Annotated in this window: 7 protein-coding genes; 3 read left to right on the top strand and 4 right to left on the bottom strand. The window is 40.5% G+C overall.

All coding sequences use genetic code 11. The features are described 5' to 3' along the window. Nucleotides 1-17: 17 nt before the first annotated feature. On the bottom strand, nt 18-2,639 hold the full coding sequence (gene clpB, locus G3O08_RS09280; protein ID WP_163285086.1) for an ATP-dependent chaperone ClpB: 2,622 nt from the start codon (nt 2,637-2,639) through the stop codon (nt 18-20). Between the two features lie 207 nt (nt 2,640-2,846). On the opposite strand from clpB, the gene G3O08_RS09285 reads away from it, so the two are divergent. Continuing rightward, nucleotides 2,847-7,079 carry a T9SS type B sorting domain-containing protein gene (locus G3O08_RS09285; RefSeq protein WP_163285087.1) on the top strand — a complete coding sequence of 1,411 codons (4,233 nt, stop codon included), beginning with the start codon at nt 2,847-2,849 and terminating at the stop codon, nt 7,077-7,079. Here G3O08_RS09285 and G3O08_RS09290 read toward each other — a convergent pair. The 3 genes from G3O08_RS09290 to G3O08_RS09300 are packed head-to-tail and all read right to left on the bottom strand — an operon-like array spanning nt 7,069 to nt 9,357. Beyond that, nucleotides 7,069-7,836, bottom strand: a complete 768-nt coding sequence (locus G3O08_RS09290) for a C40 family peptidase (protein WP_163285088.1) — start codon at nt 7,834-7,836, stop codon at nt 7,069-7,071. The two genes, G3O08_RS09285 and G3O08_RS09290, sit on opposite strands and share 11 nt — an antisense overlap. Before the next feature lie 15 nt (nt 7,837-7,851). Continuing rightward, entirely contained in the window at nt 7,852-8,694 is an 843-nt protein-coding gene (locus tag G3O08_RS09295) for a 1,4-dihydroxy-2-naphthoyl-CoA synthase (protein ID WP_163285089.1), read from the bottom strand. A gap of 36 nt (nt 8,695-8,730) precedes the next feature. Then, nucleotides 8,731-9,357 (bottom strand): tetratricopeptide repeat protein, encoded by a 627-nt coding sequence (locus G3O08_RS09300; RefSeq protein ID WP_163285090.1) that lies wholly within the window; start codon nt 9,355-9,357, stop codon nt 8,731-8,733. A gap of 414 nt (nt 9,358-9,771) precedes the next feature. On the opposite strand from G3O08_RS09300, the gene G3O08_RS09305 reads away from it, so the two are divergent. Together G3O08_RS09305 and G3O08_RS09310 are read left to right on the top strand one after the other, a co-directional pair. Next, the gene (locus G3O08_RS09305; protein ID WP_163285091.1) at nt 9,772-12,291 is read left to right on the top strand and encodes a PAS domain S-box protein; all 2,520 of its coding nucleotides are present in this window, start codon (nt 9,772-9,774) and stop codon (nt 12,289-12,291) included. Beyond that, the gene (locus G3O08_RS09310) at nt 12,284-12,679 is read left to right on the top strand and encodes a response regulator (protein WP_163285092.1); all 396 of its coding nucleotides are present in this window, start codon (nt 12,284-12,286) and stop codon (nt 12,677-12,679) included. The genes G3O08_RS09305 and G3O08_RS09310 overlap by 8 nt, the downstream gene beginning before the upstream one ends. Nucleotides 12,680-12,682: the final 3 nt, after the last annotated feature.

Raw genomic sequence — 12,682 nt, forward strand, 5'->3', positions numbered from 1 at the left:
TGAAAACCTATTTTAAATCAGGCTATCAAACTATCCATCTCTTCTTTAAGCGGTTTTCTAAAAACCACTTGACCATCAAAAACATCCATCACCAGAGGTTCATCCCTATCTACATCACCGGCTAATATTTGTTTGCTCAATGCATTTAGCACATCTTTTTGAATAAGTCTTTTTACCGGCCTTGCGCCAAATTGCGGATCATAACCTTTCTCTGCGAGATAGCTTATCGCATCTGGACTTGCGCTGAAATCTATATTTCTGTCAAGCAATCTTTCTGCGAGTCTTTTCAATTGAAGTATGACAATGTTCTCGATATTTTTTCGAGTCAATTGTCTAAACATTACCACTTCGTCTATTCGATTTAAAAACTCGGGGCGAACAGATTTTTTAAGCAAGGCAAAAACTTCATTCTTAGTTTGTTCAGCCATTTCGTCTGAAAACCCCTCTCGTGCACTTTCGAAATTCTCTTGAATAATATCAGAACCAATATTCGAAGTCATGATAATAATGGTATTCTTGAAATTTACTTTCCTTCCTTTATTATCAGTCAATGTACCTTCGTCGAGTACCTGAAGCAAAATATTGAACACATCGGGATGCGCCTTCTCAATTTCATCAAGCAACACCACAGAATAAGGTTTTCTGCGAACAGCTTCTGTAAGCTGGCCACCTTCTTCGTAACCAATATATCCGGGAGGTGCACCCACAAGTCTGCTTACGCTGTGACGCTCCTGATATTCGCTCATATCAATACGTGTCATCGCGTGCGGATCGTTAAAAAGGTATTCGCTCAAGGCTTTGGCTACTTCAGTTTTACCAACTCCTGTAGTTCCCAGAAAGATAAACGAACCTATCGGGCGCTGCTCATCCTGTAGTCCGGCTCTACTTCTACGTACTGCATCAGCAACAGCTGTAACCGCCTCATCCTGACCCACAACTTGTTTGTGAAGCACGGTTTCGAGGTGAAGTAATTTTTCACGTTCACTTTCAAGCATTTTGCGCACTGGAATCCCTGTCCACCTGCTCACTACATCAGCTATTTCTTCTTCGTCAACTTCCTCCTTAATCATCTTGGAGTTTTTCTGCTCATCAACTAATTGACGCTGGAACTCTGCAATTTTCTCTTCGCTCTCTTTTACTTTTCCATAGCGAATTTCGGCTACACGGCCGTAATCGCCTTCGCGTTCTGCTTTTTCGGCTTCAAATTTCAACTGCTCCACTTTTTCTTTTTCCTGCTGAATGCTCTCAACGAGATTTCGCTCAGTTTGCCATTTAGCCGACAAGCTATCGCGCGTTTCTGAAAGGTTAGCAATTTCCTCGGCAAGATCCTGAAGTTTTGCCTGATCCTTTTCGCGTTTTATTGCCTCACGCTCAATTTCAAGCTGCATAATTTTTCGCTCTATCTCATCGAGCTCTTCAGGCTTAGAGTTTATCTCCATGCGAAGCTTAGAAGCTGCCTCGTCTATAAGATCAATAGCTTTGTCGGGAAGAAATCTGTCTGTAATATACCGTTGAGATAATTCTACCGCTGCTATTATTGCCGAATCTTTGATACGCACCTTGTGGTGAGCTTCGTATTTATCTTTGATACCGCGAAGAATGGAAATGGCCGCTTCACGATCGGGCTCATCTACCATTACCTTTTGAAAACGCCTCTCAAGGGCTTTGTCTTTTTCAAAATATTTTTGGTACTCATTAAGAGTGGTAGCTCCTACTGCGCGCAATTCTCCACGAGCAAGTGCCGGTTTCAAAATATTGGCGGCATCCATAGCTCCTTCACCACCACCGGCACCAACGAGAGTGTGAATCTCGTCTATAAACAAAATGATTTCGCCCTCTGCAGCAGTTACTTCCTTAACAACTGCCTTGAGACGTTCCTCAAATTCACCTTTGTACTTCGCCCCGGCTATAAGCGCCGCCATATCAAGGCTAAAAACTTTTTTGTCGCGCAGGTTATCGGGCACATCTCCAGTTACAATTCTGTGTGCAATACCTTCAGCGATAGCTGTTTTCCCCGTTCCAGGCTCTCCAATTAAAATAGGATTATTTTTTGTCCGTCTGGTCAAAATTTGCAGCACTCTGCGTATTTCTTCGTCGCGACCTATTACAGGGTCTAGCTTACCTTCGGCTGCCAGTTCGTTCAGATTTTTGGCGTATTTATTTAACGCATTATACGTTTCTTCCTGGCTTGCGGAGGTTACTTTTTCACCTTTCCGTAGCTCAAGAATCGCCGCTTTTAAATTCTTTTTGGTGATTCCCTGATCCTTTAGAATGCGCGAACCTGAATCATCACCTTCAAGTACTGAGAGTAAAAGATGCTCGAGCGAAACAAATTCATCGCCAAACTCTTTTAGCAATGTGAATGATCTGTTTAGAGCGTCTCTCATTCCGCGACCCATTTGCACTTCGCCACCGGTAACTTTAGGGTAAGATGCAATTTGCTTGTCAAGCATCTGGTCAAAGAGATCCGTATTTACAGAAAGCTTTTTGAGTAAATACGGTACCACATTCTCGTCCACATCTATCATTGCTTTTAGCAAATGCGGAGTTTCCATTATTTGCCCTCCCGCTGATGCAACAATTTGCTGTGCACTCTGAATGGCTTCCTGCGATTTAATTGTAAGTTTTTGAAAATCCATTATATAGGGTTTAGTTTTTTAGAATCAAATGAACAGCTACGCCGGGTCAAATTTTAAGCCATTAGAGTAATTCGATACAAACGACCAACATAAGCGCTAAAATGGCAGTGGCATAACAATTATAATGACATTTTGGCTCGAAGGGTTTGTTAAAGATTTTAAATGTTTATTATTATCTTTAGTCAAATTATCAGAGATTTATAGGTTATGAGATTGATGTTAGTCCTTTTATGTACTTTTTATTTTGCCTCACTATCAGCGCAAACCTATTGGGCAAAAAAAGAGGCAGGGTCAAACGTAGATGAAACACTAGCTGTAACCGGCGACAATCTCGGCAACACTTATACCACCGGATACTTTAGCGGTTTAGCATCTATTGACGGTGTTACAAAAGTTGTAAGTGGGCTTACTGATATTTTTATTTCCAAAATCAGTGCCAATGGTACAACTACCTGGGTGGTTGCCGCAGGCGGAAGTTCTTCTGACAGAGGTCTGGGAATTGCTGTTGACAACGATCAAAACGTTATTGTCTCTGGCTTTTATAGCGGTACAATAAATTTTGGAAGTGGAATCTCTATTTCTTCAAATGCGGGTTCACAAGACGCGTTCGTTGCAAAATACGCTTCATCGGGCACTATAATCTGGGCAAAATCTGGAGGTAGCAGCGGCAATAGCGATCGGGCAAATGCGGTAGCTGTTGACAATAGCGGTAACATTTTCATTACAGGCCAATTTAACGGCGAAGCCTCCTTTGGGAATCTTAGCCTTTCAAGTTTAAACAATTCTATTGACGCCTTTATTGTGAAGTACGATGCAGCCGGAAATGAACTTTGGGCAAAAAAGGGGAGTGGAACCGCCATTGACCGGGGTCTTTCTATTACTACCGACAATTCAGGAAGCGCTTATGCCGTGGGGCAGTTTAGCGACGATATTACTTTCGATAATCTCTATTCCAATACCATTCTCAACGCACTTTTTATCATTAAATATTCCTCTTCGGGAAGTGAAGAGTGGTTTAGATATGCCGGTGGCAGTGAGCAAAGCATCGCAAACAGCGTAACTTCAGATGGCTCGAACATATTCCTAACCGGAGATTTTGGAAACTCAATTACCTTTCTCGGTTCGGGAAATTCTACCCTTAATTCGGGCTACGCCAATGCTGTTTTTTTAGCGTCATACTCTCCGTCAGGCAGCTTATTATGGAAACAAAGTCAGGGCAGCTCTAGTGCTGTCTCGGCCCGCGGCATTTCCATAAATAACGGTCAGATAGGCGTGGCCGGCTGGCATGAATGTACCTTTGAATCGCTAAGCGATATATACGGTGAAGCGACTTTTAACTCTCTGGGTTATAAAGATGTCTTTGTAATGCGTTATTCTTCGTCCGGAGCGTTTGATTTTGCACGAAATTTCGGATCGCCTACTGATGAAATAGCAACCGGCATCCACGTCCAAATAGATGGAAAAGAGGTTATTACGGGTGTTTATAGAGAGAAACTCTACATTCCCGTTGGCAGCGCAGTAGTAGCGGGGCTTACTGATGTTATTGGATCTCCAAATGTGGGCTTAACATATTGTGGCGATTCTAATTACGGACGGTTTGGCAAGCTGGAGTCAATGTCCGGTTTTGCAGAAGATGGATTTACCATTAGAGCGATTAACCCAAACCGAGCGCCTCTGGATATGTACAAACGCTTCGGATCGGGGTGTGACCTATCCATTCCAGATGCATGTATCGGTAGGCCTGCAACGCCATTAAGCTATACTTGCGAAGACTTGCTGATAGGATGCTCACCATTCCTGGTTCATGCAATCAATTTTGTTCCCGTAAATTCAGAAATTGGGTTCATGTCAAATTATTCCTGGTCTCCGCCTAATAATATTTCTTATTTCAGTGTAACCCAACCGGGTGATTTATCTGTTACAATTACAAGTAAAGACGGATGTTACACTTCAACTGCATCGGTGGTGGTTGATATTTATCCCGCAGCTATAAGTCCACTACTCAGCGATGATGCCGGTGTAAATAATTTGGCCTCAAATCCGTCTCCCATATTTTTATGTCCTGGCGATGAAGTAGATCTTTGGTGTGAATATGAGCCCGGTTATACATTTTTCTGGACTGGTCCAGGCATTGACGTTACAGGGCAAACAAACAATGAAACTGTAACAGTATCGCAACCTGGAGTTTATCACTTTAATGTAGTAAGTCCGGATGGATGTAGCAAAGGCGTTGCCGTTCAAGTATTTTTTATTCAAGTTCCGCCAGAAAATTTGGAACCATATCTAAATTTTGGAATTCCCGGCGATACGGTATTGATATGCGGATCTGCCACCGCCAGTGTAGCAGCTTACGACTATTTAACAGACGATCTTATTCCGCATCAGCCATACGATTTTACCTGGTCAATTACTCCTCCCGGCGGAATTTTTGGAACCACAGCCTTGGCTTCTATAACCATTTCAGAGAGCGGCTGGTACACCATTACCCTAGAAATTGAGACGGAAGATAATCCCTGTCTGGACGAACCTCAGATCTATACAGTCAGTGACTCTGTTTATGCACTTTTAAGGCCTGTACCCGTTGTTGAATTTACCCTCACAGGACCCGGCTTTACTTGTCCCGGTGACACCATCACCCTCTATACTGAATATTCGGAAGGTACCCCGACTTTTAATTTTAATGTAATCGAAGATTTTGGCGACAGCCTCTACGTTTATGGAGACGGGAATTATAATGCAAGCCTCACTATTACAAATGAGTTTGGCTGTTCAACAACAAAAATTCAGACGCTTGTTATTACAACAGCGCCTACACCTTCCATTATTATGTTACCTGAAACGGGTGCGATTTGTCCCGGCGACAGTATCTTGTTGGTTGCCAGCTCAGCAGGCACGCCTCAGTGGCAGGGACCCTCAGGAAACTTAGGCAATCAGGATAGCTTGTATGTTTCTGAAGCTGGCCTTTATTATGCGGAAGTAACTTTTTATGCAGGCTGTGCATTGGTGTCAAATACGGTTCAGATTTCAGAATATTCTACCCCCTTTCTCGAAGGGAGCGGAGGGGTGCTTTGCCAGGGCGATACCATTGAAATAAGCATTGTAAGTACTTCTATTACAAACATCTCATGGCAAGATCCCTTTTCAGGGTCAGATACAAGTCAGGTGGTGACCCAGCCCGGAATTTATACAGTTCAAGTTACCAGTTGCAATATTGTTTCCGAAATTTCTATTGAAGTGAGTGCAGATACCAATTCAGTATTTATCCAACAACCCGATTTAACTCCGGTTTGCGAAGGAGATAGCATTTTAATAGAAGCTATACCAGCTGATTATCCGCAATACTCGTGGACTCAACCGGGCAGCGACTCTGAAATTTATGTAACCAGTCCTGGTACTATTCAGGCCACAGTTATCGATGAGTTTAACTGTACACTTTTATCAAATGTAATACAAATCGATTTTGAACCTATTCCGCCATTGCCAGTTTTTCAATTCGCGCCAATATGTGAGGGCGAAAACCAAATAGTGAATATTGCCCAGCCATATGCGGTAAATTACACAGATGGCCTTAACGGTGCTGTTTTACAAAACAATCCTCAATTTACTATTCCCTCATTTTATGGTGATACAACGCTTTTTGCTTACCTGAACTCACAATATTGTATTGGACCCGCTGATAGTATTACAATAAGCGCAAAACCTTATCCCGATGAGCCCATTCTCGTCACTGATGCTCCCGTGTGTACGGGCACCTCACTCAATTTGGTTGTTATAAACTCAGAGCCAAATGTGGTTTATCAATGGCTTTCGCCAACAGGGTCAATATTTACAGGAAATGATGTGGACTACGGAGTCTCTAACCTGGATGATGAGGGAATTTACTATTGCCACGCAAATTTAGCTGGATGCATAAGTGATACTGCACTCATTGAAGTAGCACTTTTTGAAACCAGAAGAGTAATATTACCACCTGATACAAATATGTGCTATAAAGCCGATTTCTCTGTAAAGCCTACTGAAACCTTTGCCACATACCTTTGGCAGGATGGCTCAGAAGCGGCATTCTTCAAACCGTCCGAAAGTGCTGATTTATTCTTGATAACGACAGATGAAAATGGATGCCAATCGGTTGACGAGATGCGTATCAATATTGTAGATTGCACCGTTACTATTCCAAATATTTTTACCCCTAATGGCGATGGCTATAACGATGGGTGGATAGGAACAACAGAAGATCCTTTATTTTACAAAGTAGTAGTTTACAACAGATGGGGACGAATAGTATTTGAATCAAACAGTGTGAATAACGCCTGGGATGGCACACATTATAAAACAAATGAACCTTGCTCTGAAGGAGTTTATTTTTACATTTTAAGGCTCAATAATTTTGAGGGAATGGCATTTGAACAAACTGGAAATGTGACGCTTATCAGAGAGTAAAACGCTTTATGAGTCTCAGTTTATGCGAATATGCTTTTATATCTTCATTGTAAATCCCCTGATGATCTAAGGTGTCAATACGCACCGATCCGCTGGCATGGATAATTTTACCGTTTTCAAGAATAATTCCTACATGAGTAATCCGTCCTTCACTATTGTCAAAAAATGCGAGATCACCAGGCTCGGTTAAGTCAATAAAATCTACTGCTTCACCTTTTTCGGCTTGCTGCCAGGCATCCCTAGGCAACGATATTCCTGCGCAAGCAGTAACTACCTGCGTATATCCAGAGCAATCAATCCCCATAGCGGTTTTACCACCCCAAAGATAAGGGGCATGAAGTAGCCTGCGTGCATGGCGAATTATGCTTTCTGAATCGTGCCGTGCCACTCTGCCATCAAATTCAAAATGCGCTCCATTAACTTCAAATCTACCTTCGTGATAGGCGGGCAGGGGAGAGCCGCAAGGAATAAAAAAGCGCTTCCCGACTTTGTCTGTAATTTGACCTATCGCATCACCACATCTCTTAATAGATTGAAATTCAGCTTCTTTCAACTCACCTTCGCTCATTTCACTATGCTGCTTCCGGTCTATCCAGCATTGGTAGCTGTCGGCTTCAATCTCTATCAATAGCCACTTTTTTTCAGTTTCAAGTACGCGATAGGTCTCACCAAACAAGACTTGGGTAACCATTTCAGCTTTATCTGATGGCTCTGCCCTTCCGGGAATAATGGGATGTTTTGATGTACCGAAACTCATAAATTTGCTTTTAGATTACGGAATCCACTTAATGTTTTTAAAATTTGGTTTTCTCTTTTCCAGAAATGCATTTCTCCCTTCCTTAGCTTCATCTGTCATGTAAGCGAGTCTGGTTGCTTCACCTGCAAAAATCTGCTGTCCCACCATCCCATCGTCAGTGGCATTAAAGGCAAACTTGAGCATTTTTATAGAAGTAGGCGATTTTTCTAGAATTTCCTGTGCCCAGGCATATGCAGTATCTTCCAATTCTACATGTGGAATTACGGCATTAACCATTCCCATATCAAAGGCATCTTGTGCACTGTAATTTCTTCCAAGGAAGAATATTTCGCGGGCACGCTTTTGGCCAATCATTTTAGCGAGATACGCAGAACCGTAACCTCCGTCAAAACTCGTTACATCTGCATCAGTCTGTTTAAAAATAGCATGTTCTTTACTGGCAAGTGATAAATCGCAAACCACATGCAAGCTATGACCGCCACCAACTGCCCAACCCGGAACAACGGCTATAACAACCTTCGGCATAAACCTTATAAGCCGCTGTACTTCAAGGATATTAAGACGCGGCATCCCGTCATCATCAACATATCCCTGGTGGCCTCGGGTGCGCTGATCGCCACCACTACAAAAAGAATAAACACCATCTTTTGTTGAAGGCCCTTCGGCCGAAAAAAGGACAACGCCAATTGAAGTATCTTCACGAGCATCTAAAAATGCCTGGTACAATTCGCCAACAGTTTTTGGTCTGAAGGCATTTCTTACATTCGGTCTGTTAAAAGCTATACGAGCTACCCCATTACATTTTTTGTAAGTTATATCTTCAAATTCCTTTACTGTTTTCCAATCAGGTGATTTCATGTATTCAATTATTCAAGGTGATTTGATTCACCGGTGTTAAGACTGCTTTTGTCTGCGTCTATTCAGCACTTCTTCCCTCGGTAAACTATAAAGCTGATCAATGGATGATTTTAGATTTTCGCGTTCCGCGTCTGTCATTATTGCCTCTAATCTTGCTTTGTCAGAATCTGATTCTGATAAAGATGCGGCAAGTGCAACATTCATTATTAAAGTGTTGCGCTTTAATCTATGATCCACTTTCATGGTATCAATAATGCTTATAAATCCGTCTATTGATTCGCTATATTTTTTATTTGCTTCATCTCTTTTTCCCTGCAATTCATATTCCATACCGAGCTGAAGCGTTGAATAAGGATCTTTTAAGTTTGAACCATCTAATTGTTCAAGTATTTTAGAAACATTTTCAAAATCGCCTGACCTAGAATATATATTCATTTTAGCGTTATAGAAATTTTTATTATCAGGATCGAGAGCAATTGCCTGATCCAGCAATGCCAAACTTTTTTCGATACTGGTTGCATCTTTGTTTTGGGCTGCCATTTTAACCGCAGAATCGCGCAGAGCAACCGCCTGCTCTTGTGGAGTTTTTGTTGTTTCTGTAGGTTCATTATTGCTACAGGCGGCTATTACCAAAATAAGGAAAGCGTATTTAATCTTGTTCATAATCTTCTAGTTGAATTTCCTGCAAAAATAAGAGATATCTCATGTGATACACGTTTGGATCAACATAGTTTTTAACGATCGGAATTTAAACAGCAAAAAAGAACGGAAAAGGACGAAAAATATCAAGTAAGACTATTTCTATATAGTTGCTAAGCCAAAAGTTTCAAAGACTAAAGTGAATTATTAGGCAATAATTATAGTTAATTCAGAGCAAATGGAAAATTTATTTTACGAAAAAAAGGCTTTATCGAAATATCCAGTGACTAGCTTACAGAGTTTTATGGAAAGGATGAGTATTGTTATATTATTTTACCACATTTGTAACTAGAACTTTTACAAACGATGCTGCGTAAAGGAATTACTAAGATTTACAACCTGCAACTGTAAATTTAAAAGAGGAAAGGAGCCCAATAAGTGAATTTAGATATTCAAACTCCATTAGTAAGCGTCTTGGTTGTTCAGGGCCTTGCAGAGAGAGGTGTGCATAAGAATTTTTTAGGAGAAGGCTACGAAATTAGTTTTGCCGATACCCTTGGAGAATCAAAAAGTTTAATTGCATCAAAAGCATTTGATATTGTTTTACTCGATTTAAATCTATCAGACTATAAGGGAATAGACGCTTTAAAAAGTCTGCTGAGAGAATTGGGATCAATTCCGGTTGTAATTATACTTCAGGAAGAAGACGATGAGCTGGGAGTGGAGGCTATGCACCTTGGCGCTCAAGATTACTTGCATTATGCTGATCTGGCAAATGAGAATATTCTAAAGCGCATTATTCGGTATTCTATCGAGCGAAATAAGCATATTAAAGCGTTAAAAGTTCAGGAAGATTCGCTCAAGCTTGCACAGGATATTTCTAAAATTGGATCGTGGACGTGGTATCCCGAAAGTGATAAATTTATTCCCTCAGCAGCATTTATTAAGATTTTCGCAATACCTGAATTAACCGCTCAAAACTCTTTTATTACCTTTCTTAGAAATGTGCACGTTGACGACAGGCAAAAAATAAAGGAGGCACTACATGTACATACAATTAGGCTGGAGTCGTTTTCTTTAGAATTTCGGATATTTACAAAAAGCAAGAACCTACTACATATACATCTCAGTGGTAATCTTCTCGAAGAAACGGGACAAACTGAACCTGTATACTATGGTACAGGTCAAGATATTACAGAATTAAAAGCTACACTCGAAAACTTAAATCAGAAAGAGCGATTTCTTGACTTGAGCGGAGAAATTGCCTTGGTTGGGGGATGGGAGTTTGACTTAAAAGAAGAAAAATTATACTGGTCAAAGGCCTCGTACGGTATTCACGGCGTGCCCGAAAGCTTTGAGCCCACATTTACAAATGCTCTCGAGTTTTATGGGGCTGAAGATCGTGTTAAAATGAGCAATTCATTCTATAAATCGCTTTCGGAGGGAAAACCCATTTTTCTGGAAGCTCCTATACAGATAGATGGAGCAAACCGGTGGTTGCAATACAATGGAAGAATTATTAAAGATGGTTCCACACCCGTAAAGGTTGCTGGTGTAGTGCACGATGTTACAGAGTCGAAAAGAAATTTGAAGCGACAGGAGCTTAGAGGTATGATGCTTGACACTGTGCGGGAAGCAGCTGTGGCAGTTGATAAAAATTGGAATGTTATATTTTGGAATAAAGCCGCTGAAAACCTTTTTGGGTATAAGCGATCTGAAACTATTAACCAACCAATAGCGTCATTCAATATTTTAAAAATTTCAAAAGAAGATTTTGCAAAGGACTTTAAGAAATTTAAAAAAGGGAAAAGTGTTGCCGGGGAATATACTTTAATAAGGCGTGATGGTAGAGAGTTTCTTGGATTTGCATCTAATTCTGTAATTATAGGTCAGGAAGGAAAAATAGAAGCCCTGCTTACTATAATTCGCGACATTTCAAAAGAAAAGGAACATCTGATTAAACTCGAGCAGAGTGAAACACGCTTTAGAAAACTATTTGAACACTCTGCTTTGGGCATTGGTCTTGTGGATATGAATTCAAAAAAGTGGCTTGACTCAAATGATACATTGTTAAAATTACTTGGATATTCTAAAGATGAATTTACGGAGCTAACTTATGTGGACATTACACCTCGTGAATACCGAAAGGTAGATCATGAGCAGTTTCACAAAACTATGCAAAAGAACACGTTCGGCCCATATCAAAAAGAATACATTAAAAAGGATGGCTCACGGGTAAAGGTTATTTTAACCGGATTTACCATCGAAAATGGGGAGGAAGGCAAGAAACTGGCATGGACACACGTGCTTGATATTACCGAACTGGAAGAGAAAACAGAATCACTTAGACAAAGTGAGGAACGGTTTAGAGATTATGTAGAAAACTCAACCGACGTAATTCTCACTATAGATGATAATAGTATTATTACGTATATCTCTCCAAATGCCAAAAACGTTTTCGGTTTCGATTATACCGAAATTAGAGGGGTTTCACTTCTTGAATTTTCGCATCCCGATGAAAAAGAGATGGTAAGTAACGACATTGCTGAAGCATTTAATGATGAAAATGGTTTATTAAAAGCAACAACCCGAATCAGGCATAAAGATGGACACTATCTTTGGATTCAATCTGAAGGGACAGTTAGAATAACTCCAGAGGGCAAAAAATACGGTATTATTGTTTCGCGAGATATTGATAAAGAACGTAGATCTGAATTACAGATACGTGAGCAAAACAGAAAATTGAAAGATATTGCCTTCATTCAGTCTCATATTTTGCGGCGGCCTTTGGCAAATATTTTGGGATTATTGGCTATTAATACATTAAGTGATAATCTACCGGCAGAGTCTTCACGCCTGCTTAATCTTATCAAAACAGAAGCAGAAAATATGGACGATATCGTTTATGAAATAGTTGAGAAATCAACAGAATTAACAAATTTATCAAGCTATGAATAGAAAATGTGTATGGGTAGTTGACGATGACCCTATTTTTAGATTGATTTTTTCAATCACGTTGAAAAAGTCTTTTGACAATTTTACTATTATTGAACATGAAAATGGAAGGCTGGCCTGCGATTCGCTTTATGATGGCCTTGAAGGAAATACAGATCTTCCGCAATGTCTTTTTATGGATATAAATATGCCGGAAATGAGCGGCTGGCAATGCATGGATAAGATATTGGAACTTATGCCTTCTTCTTTAGCGTTTTTCCCTAAAATTTATATTGTAAGCTCAAGTATTAATACTGACGATGAGCAGAAAGCTTACTCATATCCATTTACATCAGGCTACCTTACTAAACCAATTTCAATAGAAAAATTTCAAGAAATTCTCTCTGTTTAAGCT

Origin of the sequence: Cryomorpha ignava, assembly GCF_010686655.1 — a bacterium.
Lineage (GTDB): Bacteria > Bacteroidota > Bacteroidia > Flavobacteriales_D > Cryomorphaceae > Cryomorpha > Cryomorpha ignava.